Origin of the sequence: Moorena sp. SIO3I8 (assembly GCF_010692325.1) — a bacterium.
Classification (GTDB): domain Bacteria; phylum Cyanobacteriota; class Cyanobacteriia; order Cyanobacteriales; family Coleofasciculaceae; genus Moorena.
The window spans coordinates 1-15,575 of record NZ_JAAHHW010000147.1; the positions used below are offsets into that span (position 1 = coordinate 1).

The following is a 15,575-nucleotide window of genomic DNA, read 5'->3' on the forward strand; positions in this document are numbered from 1 at the left end:
CTCGACCAGCATATGCCAGCACAAGGCTCTACTGGTGCTGCTTTAGGGGTACTGATGGGTGCCATTAGTAAGAAAGTCAAGGGTAGGGCGTGGCAGCTGCGCCAAGCCAGTATCCAGCGCTATCAGAGCCTGATTCCTGAATTAGAGGCACTCACGGGATACCAGATTCCAGTCAATCGCAACGGTATCTTGAAGCTGTGTTTGCCTGGAGAAGACTTAGCGTCTTGGGAAAAACTATTACAAACTCGCCTCACCCAAGGTTGGCAATTAGAAATTTGGGATGTTCCCCAAGTCAAGCATCGTTGTCCTCAGCTAAGTCAAGATAAATTTATTGCTGGAATCTATTCTCCCCAAGACCTACAAATTGATCCAACTATCCTAACTCAAGTATTAGTAGCTGGTGCTGAGGCCAATGGGGTTAGGTTTAATTTTGGAATCACAATTAAAGCATTTGAATCCATAGGTTCAGATCTCAACAATTCTCTCAATTGCTCCCAAATCTATACGGATGCTGGAACCCTAGAGATAGATTGCCTAGTAGTGGCTGCTGGGTTAGGTTCATCTGGGTTGATTAAGATGCTCCAAGCACCAGACAGGCAAGTTAGTCAAGATCTGCCTCTGAGTCTCAAACCAGTACTGGGACAAGCCTTAAAATTGCGGCTCCCTCAGCCAATGGGATATGAAGATTTTCAGCCGGTGATTACTCGTGATGATGTTCATATTTTGCCAGTGGGTAAGCAAGACTACTGGGTGGGCGCAACAGTTGAGTTTCCCGATGATGCAGGTAATGTAGAAGCACAACCAGGGTTACTGGAGGTGGTCAGACAGAATGCGATCGCATATTGCCCTCCTCTAGCCACAGCAGAGATTATCCACACATGGTACGGGTTACGCCCTCGTCCAGAAGGACGACCTGCCCCTGTCATTGGTCAACTGCCTGGTTACAATAATGTTTGGTTAGCAACAGGTCATTATCGCAATGGTGTACTCCTCGCTCCGGCTACAGCACAACTAATTCTCAAAGAAGTTATTGAGTCAGGAAAATAGCTAGAGGTGCGACAATCACGCGAATTTAATTCTTAATGGTAAGAGCGCACCTATTGTTTTTGTTGAGAGTTAATCTTGACATTTCACAGTTAACCGTCAATCTTCAAAAAACACCGATCAATTAAAATATATAGGTTGAATGTTCATGAACTGATCTTTGTAGGAGGCGCGGCGCAACCTCTCACGTTTAACCCCAATGGGGTGTCAGGGGAGTATCCAGCCGTGAATTTTTGATGAAATCTCGATGGTTAATCACGAGTTTGCTGATGGTGCTGATGAGCTGTGGCGAGTCGCCGACTCCACCACCTAAGACAACAACAAGTCCCCAACCGATGCCAACCCCGCCTAATTTAGAGGACACATCTAAATCTGGCAGTTCAAAGCCCACAGCCAAACTGTCTCCTCCGGCATCAGATGCCTTTACTATCTCTGCTAAAGGAATTGGACCGGCTAAGTTGGGAATGACTTTGGGACAGCTAAAACAATCCCTAGGGGATAAAGCAAAATTTGAGGTGAAGTCACCGTTTATTGTCGGTTTCGATGCGATCGCAGTTATCCAATCAGGACAACCCCAATACTATATTCTTTACCCGATGGGAACACCTATGGGTAATTCAACCGTAATGGAAGCGTTATTCACCACAAATCCTAACTATCGCACCAGCAAAGGTGTTGGCCCTGGCACACCCCTAAAACTAGCTGAGGAAGCCTACGGTGACGCTACCTTGTCCTTTAACTATGCCAGCGAGTCTAGGGAATACGTCAATTTTGCCAACCTATCACAAGATATAGCCTTCCGCATCGGAGTAAACGTCAATGATACTAAGAATCAGTTTTCTGGCCTTTATGCTTCACCATTGAAAGAATATAACCAAACCCAGAACTATCGCGACTCAGCGACAATTAAATCTCTAGAAGTCTATTGCCGAGATAAATGTCCTTCACCCTAGACAATCATTTACGTGAGCTTATCATTTAAATGAATACAAGCTCATTTAATCAACAAGCGTTTGAAATTGCTCTGGAAGCAGTAAGGGAACAGTTGCCCCTCAACTCCCCAGGCATGGGGAAATTCTCACCAATTCCCCTACAGGTATTTGACACTCTCCCATCCACCAACCAAACCCTTTGGGAATTGCTCAACCAAGGTGCAACAGTTCCCTCGATGGTTATTGCTGGGCAACAGACAGCAGGGCGGGGACAGTGGGGACGACAATGGCAATCTCCAAAAGGTGGACTCTACTTATCCTTAGCTTTAGCTCCCAAGTTACAGGCATTGGACAGCGCCCAGCTAACCATGTGTAGTGCTTGGGGAATTGCTACAGCCTTGAGAGCTTACGCTATGCCAGTGTCTCTGAAGTGGCCCAATGACCTACTGCTTAAGGGACGCAAACTTGGAGGTATTCTAACACAAACCCGTGTGCAACAGGGTCAAATTACCAAAGCAGTCGTGGGTGTCGGAATCAACTGGAGCAATGAGGTGCCGGAATCTGGCATCAATTTGTGCTCATTTTGGCAACCCGAGCCCTCTCCCACTGTGACTTCTATAGAAATGCTGGCTGCCATTGTTTTACAAGGACTACTGTCCGGATATCAACTCTGGTCAGAGGAAGGAATGAATAGTTTGCTACCACGATATCTAGCGCTATTCAATTATCAAGGAAGCCAAGTCATGGTAGAAGGAAATCCAGGCATCATAACAGGGGTAACCCCTAGGGGCGAACTGCGAGTGCATCTACACGATACTCCGACCCCAAAAGAAATTTTGCTCAAGCCCGGTACAATCAGTCTTGGCTATCGTAGTTGTTGAGAACTATTACGGTTAAGGGTCAAATGTTAAGCATCAACTAATCAACAAAACAGGAATTATGGCGTTGCTTAATAATGGAATGATTTTAAGAGTTTTGTGGAATGGGCATCTTGCCCGTTCCTGGCGGTGCGACCCGTGGCGAATTTAATTCGCCAACGGTCGCACCTGTGGAATGGGCATCTGGCCGTGGCATGGGCATCTGGCCGTGGAATGGGCATCTGGCCGTGGCATGGGCATCTGGCCGTGGAATGGGCATCTGGCCGTGGCATGGGCATCTGGCCCGTTACAATTTTCGGGCGGGCAGGATGCCCACTCTACTCCTATTCATTCGAAGACTGACGCAAGGCCGGAATTATGGCTGATAGCTAACAAGCGCGAGTATAACTGTGTAGTAATTATTTTTAGTGAGTCGTAAATGACCAAAGAAAACTCCCCTGGTAGCACCCTGTATAGCATTTTCTACCGATGCCCAAAACTCATCCATGGACTGAGTGTGATGAGTAGTATTGGTGTCCTCAGCAGCGGTATGGTTGTGGCAAAAACTCAGTCACCCATAGAAGCTGTATCAGTCAACACCACTACCAAATCTATAACGGAAGCAGCATTTGATCCAACTCTTATTGCTGCTTTGCCTAAACCTACACCCCCAAGCTCCTTTCCGGTGCCAGCTGTGCCAGTGGCAAAACCAGCTCCAGCAAAAGCTGCTGTCATACCAGTAGCAGCAACCAAGGTCACTAAACCCATTGCCCCACGAGCACCAAAAGCTGCCCGGAAATCAGTAGCTCCCTCCGTGGCTATCAAGGTCAAGAAACCGATTGCTCCACCAGCTAGGAAATCTGTCCGGACAAAAGCGATCGCAGTCAAACCAGTACAGCGTAGAACCCAATTCTCTGTACCAGCTAAAGCCACTGTCGCCAAGCCACCAAAAGTCAAGCTCAATCCAGTAGCATTACAGCCTAGTGTTCCAAAAACCGCTGCTAAAAATAGCTATATTGACCGCACAAACTACAATGTTGGTGCCACTAAACGGTACACTCCCCCCTCGGCAGTTGTCTTAACTGAACGGTCAAGGGGTTGTCGCACCGTAGCCAGAAATGGGCAACTCAGGGGGAATTGTGGTGTTGCCCCGAGGCGTCAACCAATTGCTATCACTGGAGGTAGACGGAACGGTAGAGTAACTCAATTACCCAGACCACGAGTAATTAGTACTCAAACTGCTAGATATAATCCCGTTCGACCAGTCAGATATAATTCAGTTCAACCGGTCAGATTTAATCGGGTCAAACCTGCCAAAACTCGTCCAGCTAAATGGGTTCCTCGTGGGATTAGCGTTGCTCGGAGGAATCGGTCTGTAAGGAAACTTCCTACAGCCTTAGCCTACTACAATCTCACCCAACGACCCTCAGGATTGGCCAATTTCAGGCAATCCAGCTTTGTGTTCCCCGTAACCATTCCTTCTGCCATTAGCTCCCTATTCGGCTGGCGGATTCATCCGATTTCCGGTAATCGCCGTTTCCACGCTGGTACAGATATAGCAGCACCCCTAGGTACTCCAGTTGTTGCTGCCGCTGATGGTGAAGTAGTAACAGCTGACTTCTTAGGTGGCTACGGTTTGACCGTTATGGTGCGCCATGAGGAAGGTACCCAAGAAAGCCGCTACGCTCACCTATCAGAAATCTTCGTCCAACCTGGGGAATGGGTACAAAAAGGAACTGTAATTGGCCGCGTTGGCAGCACCGGTAATTCTACTGGTCCCCACCTACACTTTGAATGGCGGCATGCCACTCCCCAAGGCTGGGTAGCAGTGGATGCTGGCTCCCATTTGAAATATTCTTTAGGTCAACTAGTCCAAGCCTTACAGGTAGCCCAAAATACCTCCTTTTCCCTACGAGGATTTTAGGCTGGTGATAGGGTTATGGGGTGATGCAGTGATGGGGTGATGGGGTAATGGGGACAGAGTTATATCAGCAGCACCAGTTATATCACCGTCTCAGTCCCCAGTCCCTTTTCACCCTTTACCCTTTACCCTTTGCATCCAACCATGCAAGCCTTCACTCAGACAAACTCTCCAACCGAGCTTCCACCATCATTCGCACCACATCCGGCATTTTGTATTGGGCTTGCCAGCCTAACTTATCCCTTGCCTTAGCTGGGTTAGATTTCCCTAAAGCCAAATCAGTTGGTCGGAACAAGCTGCTATCGGTCACCACATGGTCTTGCCAGTCCAAGTCAACTGTAGCAAACGCCGTTGCCACGAAATCTTCTAATTTATAACTCTCCCCTGTCGCTATTACATAATCATCTGGCTGGTCTTGCTGTAGCATTAAATACATTCCTTCAACATATTCAGGAGCCCAACCCCAGTCACGCTTAATTGCCATATTGCCCAAACGAAGCTTCTCTTGACTACCGTTAGCAATCCGACAAGCAGCACTAACAATTTTTTGGGTCACAAATCGTTCTGGTCGTAGGGGAGACTCATGATTAAATAAAATACCAGAGCAGGCAAATAACCCATAGGCTTCACGGTAGTTAGCTACTTCCCAAAACGCTGCTGCTTTAGCAACACCATAGGGACTTCTGGGACGAAAGGGAGTCTGTTCATCAGCTGCTTGTTCTCCTGTATCCCCAAAGCACTCACTAGAACCAGCGTTATAGAGTTTAATGGGAGCACCAGTAAAGCGAATTGCCTCTAGTAAATTAATCGTGCCAGTCGCTATGCTTTCTAGGGTTTCTACCGGTTGTCCAAAAGACAAACCCACTGAGCTTTGCCCCGCCAAGTTGTAGACTTCATAGGGTTGGAATTTTGTCAGCACTTGCAAGACACTGCGAAAATCCGTGAGTGTCATTGATTCCAACTTAACTTGGTCTCGGATACCCAAATACACCAAGTTACTAAAGGAGGACATTTGAGCATCCCGTGACGTGCCACAGACAGTATAGCCTTTGTCTAAGAGCAATTTCGCTAAATAGGCTCCATCTTGACCAGATACTCCACAAACCAGTGCCTTTTTCATTAACTTTTCTCAGGAAATAAACGATTCATGTCATGATAATATTAACTATCCATGTTAGATATCACGAATCGAATTGTACACTATAATAAAGAACAAGAATGCTAATTGATAGCCCTGAGCGACAGTCTTTTAAATTCAGGTAATCATCCTAGATTGTCGTTAAAGTATGGCTAATGCTAATTCATTGACAGCGGTTTGCAATTCAGTCAGGTACAAATTCTTGGGTTTTAGGGAGCAGGGAGCAGGGAGCAGGGAGCAGGGAGCAGGGAGCAGGGAAGAGGGAAGAAGGAGAAAATCCTGTGTACTTGATAGTTATGCAAACCTCCGTATGGATAAATAGGGATAGATATAAATAGGGAGATTATGAGTGAAAGATTAAGGTTAGTGTTGGCAATATCTAAACGCGAGGCCAGCTCTAAATATAGATAGGATTTAGTTGATTACCTAGGTAAAGAAAACTATTATAGCATAACTTATAATTATTATTTTAATAATAACTCTTGTTGAAAAAATATTTTCTTGATGCTGTTTTAATCAAGTATTAGTACCTGTTACCTGTTCACGACAACTGCAGCTAAATCTATTGTGTTATTAAATAACTTTTGTTCTATTTTAAATCGTCAAAAAAAAAATAAGACCCCCTTCTGTCTTGATGAATAGCAAACTACTAGTCAAGTATAACCTGCTGACTTAGAGTTGGCAAAGGGTAACAGATTGGTGTCAGTGCTATTATGTGGGTATTAAGAATTAAGTATGACTAATAACTTATAGCAGCAGTTGCTCAGATAGGGAACTTTCCAGCTACGAGTATCCTCTAAGTAGAACAAACCGATAACGGCTCTTTAACAATGTTGCTCTACCAGGCTAATCTATGTGTTCACCAATTGTCAGTTGTCAATTGTTATCAAATCCCAACCACAATCAGAGACGTCATAGTAGTGAGTGCGCTTTACCTATAGCTTGCCGATGAAGGGATGAAACCCTAGACCAGATCAAGCTCACCAATAACCAATAACCAATTACAAATGACAGGCCAAAGAAAGCGTCAACGAAGCCTAAACAACCCTAAACACATTGGTGAGGTGGCTTGAGTCACAACATATTCCGGATTTTCTGCACAATTTAGTGTGTCTTTATCTAGCAAGAGTCAATATGTTTATGATCAATACAGTTAACCTAGGGAAAAAAAGACCCCAAGAGATATTAAGCGAAATTGCTAAGAATCACAGTATTACACCACGATTGACTAGACCAGTTGTGGGTGTAAGCTTACTGGTGGTTTCCGCTATTACCCTACCTACACCTACCCTAGCTCAAATTCCTTCAATCAAGGTACCAGCTTCAACATCCCCGAGCCAGGTACCAGCTCCACCATCCCCGAGCGAGGCACCAGCTCCACCATCCATTGCTGACTTCATTAAGGTGAATCAGAGTAACACGGTATCAGCAGCCACACCCCCTGTGCGTAACTCTTTACCACCAGACAGAGCTTATACCCTTGATGCTGGAGATGTTCTTACCCTGAATATCTTTGATGTTGATGAATACAGTGGTCAGTATCAAGTACTGGTGAACGGTTCCCTTAACTTACCCTTGATTGGTAGTGTATTTGTAAGGGGAAAAACTCTCGATCAAGCTAGCGAACTCGTCACCAGTGCCTTTTCAGTTTACATCAAACGCCCAGTAGTTTCCTTGAGTCTGGTGAAACCCCGTCCTTTAAAAATTTCCGTGGCTGGGGAAGTGAGTCGCCCTGGAGCCTACACCATGGGTCTGAATGAAGGACAGCAATTTCCCTCCCTGACTCAAGCGATTAATTTGGCTGGGGGGGCTACCCTAACAGCAGACGTTAAGCAAGTAGAACTTCGGCGTCTTGAAGGCTCTGGGCAGCGCAATACTTATTATATCAATCTCCAGCAATTGATTAATAGAAGTGATATCAGGCAGGATGTTACCTTGCGGGATGGGGATGAAATCTTGCTCCGAACTACTACTGCTATCAACCCAGAGCAAACCCGTCTATTGTCCAATGCCAGTTTTGCAGCTAATGCCAGCCGTCCGATTCAAGTGGCTGTGGTAGGGGAAGTGGTTAACCCAGGAGCTTATGTGGTCAAGGGAGAAACTCTGGGTAATAATAACATTAACATCGGTAGTGCTGATATCCGTAGCACCAATGCACCACCAACTGTAACTCAAGCGATCGCGATCGCTGGAGGCATTACCCAAGACGCTAATGTTCGCCAGGTTAAAGTGCGACGTTTGACCCAAGGGGGTACACAACAAGAAATTGCCTTGGATTTTTGGCAATTGTTGCGACAGGGTGACCTAACTCAGGATATCCTCTTAAAGGAGGGAGATACAATTCTTGTCACCAAAGCTGACGAAATTGCTCCAGAGGTAGCATTGGCATTAGCAGATTCCAACCTTTCTGCTGCTGCTATCCCGGTCAATGTGGTTGGTCAAGTTAAACAACCTGGTAATATCGAAGTCAAGCCCAATGCTCCTTTGAATGAAGCCTTGCTTGCCGCTGGGGGATTTGATGACGTTCGTGCTGAAAAGGGTTCTGTTGAATTAGTTCGCCTGAATCGCAATGGCACAGTTGAAAAAAGAGAAATTGAAATCGATTTTACTGCTCCAGTTAACGAGGAAACTAATCCGACCTTGCAGCCTAATGATGTGATTATTGTTAAACGGGATGGTGCAGCAACAACTGCGGACAATGTCGAAAGGATTTCGAGACCTGCTAGTGGTATTTTCTCCCTAATTGAATTACCAATTAGATTATTTAATCTTCTATTCTAGTTTAGCTGTCAGCGATCAGTATTAAGCATTCAGCTTATTTCTTGATCGCTGATCCTTTAGATCACATTAGTATTTGAATACTGAGTTTAGAGAGAAGTCTGATGAAATGGAGAGTCATTCTTGAGCCTGATCTAGTTAACGGAGACTGGGCAGCTTGGTGCCCCGAACTTCCTGGTTGTACTTCCTGTGGTGAAACGAAAGTAGAAGCAATAGAAAATATTCGTATTGGCATTCAGCTCTACCTTGAACCTGCACCCCTTGAGCTGCCGGAAGGTTAGTGGACAGTAGGTAAAAGTATCACAAAGGTTGCCAAAGCCTCAAGTAATTTGCTATAATTTAACTATGATATTAGTGCCACGACCTTGTCTTAATTAAAATTTCCCGAAAACCAAGGGTTTTGTAGTGACATTGGATCTGGTTCTAGAAATTTAACGGCGCACGAGGAATATTTCTTCGTGCTTTGGGAGATACCCCCTGGCGTTCGAATCAGCTTGCATTGGCGGGCTAAAGTTTATATTGGTAGACTTTGGTAGCTAAAAAGTATCGGTTCTGTGACTTGCGAGGTTATTATTTAATAATATCTATTTTAACCAGAGGCTCTAGTAGCTAGAGCCTCTGGCTAAGTTTTAACAATCGATCAGTTCTGGTGTCTAGTTCAGAATTTGACTGCGGATAGAAATAAAGTCCTGATAAGCAGGTGATTCTAAGGCTTATGGACGAAATATAGCGGTTTTGTGGCAGTTTTGAAAGGCTAACTTGATCCCAAAATAACGTTCGACTGCACCACGAATCGCATCCCCACCTATCATCCGCAATAGCTGGGCTCGATCTTGCTCAGTTGGTGGTGGTACCGAATGCTCTACCCATTCCGCTTCACCCTGTGCCAATTGCTTGGCCAGGTCTTCCACAACTCCAAAGGCATAAGGTAACGATTGCCTGATGCTGTCAATAAAAGCTTCTTGATTAACCTCACCCTCCTGTGCCTGCTTCAAAAGCTCTGGAGTAATGTTCAGTGACATAGGCTTTTCCTGAATATCCCTAATGAACAAAATAGTTATCAGAGGTTCACACTTAGTTGGCTGAACCTCCCAGGGAACAGTATATGGTGATAATGATTATTATTGTTCATAATAATCATTTTTAGTAAAGAAATATTACGATGCAGACGATTAGAGACGTACTATGCTATGCGAGTGGGCTTGGTCAGTGTTGGGAGAATGCGATTAGCCCGAAGGGCTACGCTACGCGATGAAGCGTTCGCGAAGCGTGGCCAAAGGCCTCAGCTTCCGCTAAAAGCGATCGCACGCCATCCTAGTACCAAAAAGATGATGCGCCAGTAAACCAACTTGCAATGCAGCCAAACTCTCCGCTACTTGGGGAATATCTCACTGAAACTCGATCAAAAACTCCCCCCCTTCCACTCCAGCATGTTTATAGCTGCCGCCAGTTTTCGGTCTGTAAACCAGTTTCACCTTTAATAAAGTCGCTGATCACGCAAGTATCGAGAAGGTATCGCATCAGAATAATTCCGGTTCACGAGGTGGCAGGAGTTGATCACGATAGGACTCGAAAGCCGGGAAATCAGGAATTCCTTCATAAGACAGGACGACATCCGACCACTGGGAAATAGAGCTAGGTGCTGTTTGGATTAGCTGGCGTAACGCTTGGAGAACAAGGGTTTGGATCCCGACATTTGATTCAACCGCTTGGCGGATGAGGTCTTGTTCGAGATCTGGGGGTAGGTCGATTGTAATTTGCATAGGTCAGATTCTTTGTATTAAAGTGTTGAATTTTTATTGAAGTTGATGAGCTTGCGCTCTATTCAGAACTGGTTTTAGGGAGGAATCGAGCCATGTTGGATTATCTGTGCTGATCTCGTATAGCCAGTAACCGCTCACGTATCCAGTAGACATTTCAAAATAAGATGCGAATAGCGCTGGTTGTTTTGGGGAATCAGCTAATGGATGTGGATTGAAATCGGTTTGGAGAAGCTGCTATAAATCTTCTCATTTCTGTCGCCCCTTCTTTTGGGAGCTAGTTAGCTAATAACACTCGCTAACTAGCTCCCCTTTTTGTCCAAAGTCCAATATAATTGCTCTGTTACCCATTGAAAATGATTACTTAAATGCTTAGCATTCCCACCAACCGCACTCAGCCTCGGGTTCCCCAACTGAGAACATCCTTGCCTGGACCCCGTGCCCGGGCGCTTATCGAACGCGATCGCGTCGTGAGTTCCCCCTCCTATACTCGCAGCTACCCGTTAGCAGCTGCCAGAGGTGAGGGCTGTATGGTCGAAGATGTGGACGGCAATGTTTTTCTAGACTTTACTGCAGGAATTGCGGTAACTGCAACTGGTCATGCTCATCCTCAAGTGGTTCAGGCAATACAGAACCAAGCAGCTAATCTCCTACATATATCGGGAACTGATTTTTATTATGAACCGATGGTGAAACTAGCGGAAAATCTAGCTGTACGTGCCCCTTTTCCAGAGTCAGGAGATGGTCGTGCCCGTGTTTGTTTCACCAACTCTGGAGCAGAATCAATCGAAGGTGCTATCAAACTAGCCCGCTACTATACAAAGCGATCGCGAATAGTTTCCTTCCAGGGTGGATTTCACGGGCGCACCTATGGGGCGATGTCTCTAACAGGTTCCAAAATCGTGCAGCGTCAAGGATTTGGACCGTTGCTTCCCGGTGTTACACACATTCCCTATGGAACCCATGCCAGTCTTGATTATCTAGAAGAAAAACTCTTCTCAAGTGTATTGCCACCAGAGGAGGTCGCTGCGATCGTTCTCGAACCAATTCAAGGGGAAGGCGGCTATATTGTACCGTCCGATGGCTTCTTGGAGCGGATTCGCCAGATTTGCTCTCGCCACGGTATCCTGATGATTGTAGATGAGATTCAGTCGGGAATGGGGCGGACTGGGAAACTTTTTGCCATTGAACACTGGGGTATGATGCCTGACATTATTACCCTGGCTAAAGGCATTGCCAGCGGTCTACCTCTGGGTGCTATCCTGTCTAGACCGGAACTAATGACCTGGCCTCCTGGCTCCCATGCTGCAACCTTTGGGGGCAATCCAGTAGCTTGTGCTGCTGCCAATGTCACCTTGGAACTATTACAAGCAGAACTGATCGATAATGCTCACCAGATGGGAGAGGTATTGCAGGCAGGTCTAACTGAACTGGCACAGCGATTTGACCAGGTTTCCTTGCCACGGGGGAAGGGTTTAATGATGGCAATCGATCTAATCGATGCCGATGGAAATCTCGACCCAGACCTACGAAATCGCATTGTGGATGGGGCTTTCTATAAGGGTTTATTGCTAGTCGGTTGCGGTAAAGCAGCAATTCGGTTTTGCCCACCCCTGATCATCAATAGCGATCAGATTCAGGTTGCTTTAGAGATCCTCACTGAGTTGTTTGAGGGAAAATAAAAAAAGTCAATATATAGCAATTCTCAAATAGGTGAGGTACACAAGTTTGGTATTTTAGGGAACAGGGAAAAAATAGGTGTGCGTGCCTTATTAATGTGCGTGCCTTATTAATATGAGAACTGCTAAGCTGTTCAGCATTTAGATTGGGATACCTAAATTGTTCAAAGGGAACAGCGGATATGGGAATAGGGAACAGATAAAAAGCAATTTAAATGCGCATCAGCTTATAACTAATAAATGTAATGTTAATAAGGGAACAAATATGGATCTTCCGTACTTGTTATGATAACTAGACTTCCCGGCAGTTGTCGGGAACAGGGAACAGGGAATAGGGAATAGTGGACAATAATTGACGCAAACACTATCATAAAAATACTTTTGCAAGAGGTCTAATAAACACTTTGGCAAAGGGAATTCGGAGCAGGGAGCAGGGAGTAGTGGTAAGAGGCCGTATTCAGGAAATTTTTTTTGTTAGTTATACCAAGGGAAGTATGGTTTAGGACATAGTCTTTTGCTGGAAAGGGAGCAGGGAGTAGGGAGCAGGGAGGAAAAGATGTCTTAAACTTTACTTCGACTGCTATAAATAGCATCATTTCACTTGTACAGTAAGCTTTCTGAGTGTTTTAACTGGAAATTTAGCATAAAAGGTACTGAATAACCAACTTTTATGAATTAAGAACCTTAACCGACTTGCATTATTTTACTATCAGTCATAGTTGTTATCGCTGTATTTGATCTGGCTTAACATAAATTGAGCCTGCAAATTAATGACTTCTCGATACGTTTCTACTGATTTCCTGTCCCAAAGATTGTGCCCTGCATCAAGTATGTGCAACTGATTTTTTTCGTCATTTTCTGCAAATGCCTTCAGTGCATGGGCATACTGGGGAAATAAGTTGAAGGGATCACCCAAGCTAACCAAAGTTAGGATTGGAGATAGGGATGGTCTAGATGGATAGTCAAAGTCAGGTGTGAAAGTCTTGTAAGCTTCCCAGCTACGCTCGTGTAGGGTCACACCTGGGGCATGGAGAAGGTCAGCCAGAACTTTAGCTTTATCCTCCAAATATTGAACAGTAAACTGAAACAGTTCTGGGTCGGGATGGGGCGGATTGACAGCAATTGCCCCGGCTAGATCATCATAATGCTGGGCATAAAGTATGGCAGCTATACCGCCTTGGCTGCGTCCAGCAATAAAAACTGGGCGGTCAGGATAGAGGCGTGATAACACAAGATGGACGTGGCGAATCACGGTTATAAGGCCCTGTTCGCTGGCAAACTCAAAGGGGGCATTTGAACCCATACCATTGAGGGGCAGGTCAGTTGGAAAAGAGGCTACACGGAACGTCTCACCATCAGGCAGTAATTCAGTTAATAAACTTTGGTTGCTCTTTCGCCCACGTCCACGGTTCTTGCTTTTTCGCCCATGAAAGGTTCCTGCAATATCACATAGTGTCTCGGCAACAGAAAAAGTTGTTCCTGTACCCGGTAATAGAATCAGGATTGCACGATGAGTCTGATCAACTGACTTGTTGGGCTCCAAAATGCCTGTGAAAGCCATCGGTAGATATAACTTCGTGAAGGGCAGCCTTTGTTTAGCTTCGCTGGTTGCACCAACTCGATGAACCAACTCTTGGCTTTCTTCAATCACGTTCATATCCAGCAATTCACGGTGACTAATCTCACGAACCCTCGCCAGTTCCTGGTTAACTTGTTCGAGTTTTTTCAATTCTGAACTCATTTTTTATTTACGATTTAGTTGTATTTCCAATTTTGGATGCTATAAGATACATGGGGTCGTCGTAAATCGGCATAACCTTGGAATCGATAAGAGTCCATTCTGGTTGGTCGAGGACTTCCTGAAGTTGAGGCAAAAAGCTCTGACGTGCTGTGAACACTAAAATTCCTTCAGGCTCAATACTGTCTTGAAGTGTGCTCAGTTCTCCTGGTCCAGCATGGCTCTCGGCAAATACTCCTGTGGCAATGATGCCACTTGCCCTTCCCAAGTTTCTGAATCGTTCATCGCCGATCGAGCAGCAAACTAAGGAGCTATATACGCCTTTTTCAGCCGCTTTGGTTAACATAGCAGGCGATATGTCAATGCCTATCATCTGTTCAAATCCCAACCCAGCCAATGCAACACCAACTAGACCTGTTCCAGCCCCGACATCAAGGATTACACCCTGCTTGTCGTCCATATACTCTGCTAGCATAAATGCCGCTGTCATGGGAACAGGTTCCCATACTCCACCAACATCTACTTCATACTGATCTGCCCATTGATCATAGTTCTGACGTAGCTGATCAAAATTTTGACTTGAACAGATCCACTTCAACCACTCGTTTGGTTGTATCTCAGACATTTTTCTCCCACCACATCAATAGTTAGACATTTTTATAGGATGCTCATCTACTTCGATTTGCTCACCGCCTCATCCGCTCAGTTCCCTTTATCGGCTGTTGTGCCACAAGTGTCTAACTAAAGAGATGTTGGAATCGCTTGTGGAGATATTTCGAAATTTCCTGGTCAAGTGGCAATGCACATTATTAGAGTTTGCTGGTGAAGGTGATCATGTTCATTTACTTTTTGAAGCACACCCAACCTTTGAACTCGGTCAGTTAATCAAAAACCTAAAGTCTGTCTCAGCTCGTAGAATCAGGTCTGAATACGGTGATTACTTAGCAAAATATTACTGGAAACCTTACTTCTGAAATCATGCCTATACTTTTACTTTCGTAGGTGGGAGAGCAAACCTAGAGACTCTATTAGTTTATAGTAAAAATCAAGATGAACCAGCAAGATTAAAAAGCGTTGGCTCCTATACTAGGGATTAATCCTGTCGGATTTAATCCTAGGATAAGGAGCCATTTTGATCAAAGCTTAACTTCAATATCAACTCCAGCAGGTAAATCCAATTTCATCAGAGCATCAATAGTCTTTGAAGAAGGCTGATAAATATCAATAATCCGTTGGTGGGTGCGTGTTTCAAAGTGTTCCCGAGAATCTTTATCAACGTGAGGCGATCGCAAAACACAGTAAATACGACGTCGAGTGGGTAAGGGAATTGGGCCAATAGCTGTAGCATTTGTGCGGTTTGCTGTATCTACAATCTTCTCACAGGAGGTGTCCAGCAAGCGTCGATCAAAGGCTTTTAGTCGAATCCGAATTTTCTGCTGTTGAATAGTTGCCATTTTTTTAATTTTCTAGGTTCTTTTAGGTAAAATAAACATGAATAAAGAGCAGAGAAGCTAGAACTTCCCTGCTCCTACTCTATAGTAGAGTACTGCTATTCGAGAATCTTGCTGACCACACCTGAGCCGATGGTGCGACCACCTTCACGGATAGCAAAGCGCATACCTTGTTCAATCGCAATGGGGTTGATCAGGCTAACCGTCATTTTGATGCGATCGCCTGGCATCACCATCTCAGCTGTAGAGCCATCGTCAGCAGTAAAGGCATCAATAG

General features: G+C 45.1%; 18 protein-coding genes and 1 pseudogene. 9 read left to right on the top strand and 10 right to left on the bottom strand.

Annotated elements, in window-relative coordinates; genetic code table 11:
• The 3 genes from F6K51_RS31745 to F6K51_RS31755 form a co-directional block, all read left to right on the top strand.
• The coding region (locus F6K51_RS31745) for an FAD-dependent oxidoreductase (RefSeq protein WP_293028234.1) at positions 1 to 1,047 on the top strand (1,047 nt) is incomplete at its 5' end.
• A gap of 233 nt (positions 1,048 to 1,280) precedes the next feature.
• Entirely contained in the window at positions 1,281 to 1,997 is a 717-nt protein-coding gene (locus tag F6K51_RS31750; RefSeq protein ID WP_293028237.1) for a hypothetical protein, read from the top strand.
• Between the two features lie 29 nt (positions 1,998 to 2,026).
• Positions 2,027 to 2,857: a biotin--[acetyl-CoA-carboxylase] ligase gene (locus F6K51_RS31755; RefSeq protein WP_293028240.1), complete on the top strand. Its 831-nt coding sequence runs from the start codon at positions 2,027 to 2,029 to the stop codon at positions 2,855 to 2,857.
• Positions 2,858 to 2,942: 85 nt separating this feature from the next.
• On the opposite strand, the gene F6K51_RS31760 is transcribed toward F6K51_RS31755, so the two are convergent.
• Positions 2,943 to 3,113, bottom strand: a complete 171-nt coding sequence (locus tag F6K51_RS31760) for a hypothetical protein (RefSeq protein ID WP_293028244.1) — start codon at positions 3,111 to 3,113, stop codon at positions 2,943 to 2,945.
• A 159-nt stretch (positions 3,114 to 3,272) separates the two neighbouring features.
• Between F6K51_RS31760 and F6K51_RS31765 the strand changes: the two genes are divergently transcribed.
• On the top strand, positions 3,273 to 4,757 hold the full coding sequence (locus tag F6K51_RS31765; RefSeq protein ID WP_293028247.1) for a peptidoglycan DD-metalloendopeptidase family protein: 1,485 nt from the start codon (positions 3,273 to 3,275) through the stop codon (positions 4,755 to 4,757).
• A 151-nt stretch (positions 4,758 to 4,908) separates the two neighbouring features.
• On the opposite strand, the gene F6K51_RS31770 is transcribed toward F6K51_RS31765, so the two are convergent.
• On the bottom strand, positions 4,909 to 5,874 hold the full coding sequence (locus F6K51_RS31770) for a GDP-mannose 4,6-dehydratase (RefSeq protein ID WP_293028250.1): 966 nt from the start codon (positions 5,872 to 5,874) through the stop codon (positions 4,909 to 4,911).
• Positions 5,875 to 6,951: 1,077 nt separating this feature from the next.
• On the opposite strand from F6K51_RS31770, the gene F6K51_RS31775 reads away from it, so the two are divergent.
• Positions 6,952 to 8,673: an SLBB domain-containing protein gene (locus tag F6K51_RS31775; RefSeq protein ID WP_293028285.1), complete on the top strand. Its 1,722-nt coding sequence runs from the start codon at positions 6,952 to 6,954 to the stop codon at positions 8,671 to 8,673.
• A gap of 101 nt (positions 8,674 to 8,774) precedes the next feature.
• Entirely contained in the window at positions 8,775 to 8,951 is a 177-nt protein-coding gene (locus F6K51_RS31780; protein ID WP_293028253.1) for a type II toxin-antitoxin system HicB family antitoxin, read from the top strand.
• Between the two features lie 432 nt (positions 8,952 to 9,383).
• Here the strand turns inward: F6K51_RS31780 and F6K51_RS31785 are convergent, their stop codons facing one another.
• Positions 9,384 to 9,692 (bottom strand): SCO5389 family protein, encoded by a 309-nt coding sequence (locus F6K51_RS31785; protein ID WP_198954229.1) that lies wholly within the window; start codon positions 9,690 to 9,692, stop codon positions 9,384 to 9,386.
• Between the two features lie 198 nt (positions 9,693 to 9,890).
• Between F6K51_RS31785 and F6K51_RS31790 the strand changes: the two genes are divergently transcribed.
• A complete protein-coding gene (locus F6K51_RS31790; RefSeq protein ID WP_293028259.1) occupies positions 9,891 to 10,013 on the top strand; it encodes a hypothetical protein in 123 nt (40 codons plus the stop codon).
• A 177-nt stretch (positions 10,014 to 10,190) separates the two neighbouring features.
• On the opposite strand, the gene F6K51_RS31795 is transcribed toward F6K51_RS31790, so the two are convergent.
• Positions 10,191 to 10,433, bottom strand: coding sequence for a hypothetical protein (locus F6K51_RS31795; RefSeq protein WP_293028263.1), 243 nt, complete (start codon positions 10,431 to 10,433; stop codon positions 10,191 to 10,193).
• A 365-nt stretch (positions 10,434 to 10,798) separates the two neighbouring features.
• Between F6K51_RS31795 and F6K51_RS31800 the strand changes: the two genes are divergently transcribed.
• Positions 10,799 to 12,112 (top strand): acetyl ornithine aminotransferase family protein, encoded by a 1,314-nt coding sequence (locus F6K51_RS31800; protein WP_293028267.1) that lies wholly within the window; start codon positions 10,799 to 10,801, stop codon positions 12,110 to 12,112.
• Between the two features lie 245 nt (positions 12,113 to 12,357).
• Here F6K51_RS31800 and F6K51_RS31805 read toward each other — a convergent pair whose 3' ends face one another.
• The 4 genes from F6K51_RS31805 to F6K51_RS31820 form a co-directional block, all read right to left on the bottom strand.
• The gene (locus tag F6K51_RS31805; RefSeq protein WP_293028270.1) at positions 12,358 to 12,480 is read right to left on the bottom strand and encodes a hypothetical protein; all 123 of its coding nucleotides are present in this window, start codon (positions 12,478 to 12,480) and stop codon (positions 12,358 to 12,360) included.
• 21 nt (positions 12,481 to 12,501) lie between these two features.
• Positions 12,502 to 12,705 carry a hypothetical protein gene (locus F6K51_RS31810; protein WP_293028273.1) on the bottom strand — a complete coding sequence of 68 codons (204 nt, stop codon included), beginning with the start codon at positions 12,703 to 12,705 and terminating at the stop codon, positions 12,502 to 12,504.
• 113 nt (positions 12,706 to 12,818) lie between these two features.
• A complete protein-coding gene (locus tag F6K51_RS31815; RefSeq protein ID WP_293028277.1) occupies positions 12,819 to 13,850 on the bottom strand; it encodes an alpha/beta fold hydrolase in 1,032 nt (343 codons plus the stop codon).
• 7 nt (positions 13,851 to 13,857) lie between these two features.
• Entirely contained in the window at positions 13,858 to 14,472 is a 615-nt protein-coding gene (locus F6K51_RS31820; RefSeq protein ID WP_293028282.1) for a class I SAM-dependent methyltransferase, read from the bottom strand.
• Positions 14,473 to 14,569: 97 nt separating this feature from the next.
• Here F6K51_RS31820 and tnpA point away from each other — a divergent pair, with 97 nt between their 5' ends.
• Positions 14,570 to 14,821, top strand: coding sequence for an IS200/IS605 family transposase (gene tnpA / locus F6K51_RS38710; RefSeq protein ID WP_365940426.1), 252 nt, complete (start codon positions 14,570 to 14,572; stop codon positions 14,819 to 14,821).
• A 162-nt stretch (positions 14,822 to 14,983) separates the two neighbouring features.
• Here tnpA and rpsJ read toward each other — a convergent pair whose 3' ends face one another.
• Both rpsJ and tuf read right to left on the bottom strand, forming a co-directional pair.
• On the bottom strand, positions 14,984 to 15,292 hold the full coding sequence (rpsJ, locus tag F6K51_RS31825) for a 30S ribosomal protein S10 (RefSeq protein WP_198954346.1): 309 nt from the start codon (positions 15,290 to 15,292) through the stop codon (positions 14,984 to 14,986).
• A gap of 104 nt (positions 15,293 to 15,396) precedes the next feature.
• Positions 15,397 to 15,575 (bottom strand): annotated as a pseudogene (gene tuf / locus F6K51_RS31830) (elongation factor Tu); the annotation flags it as partial.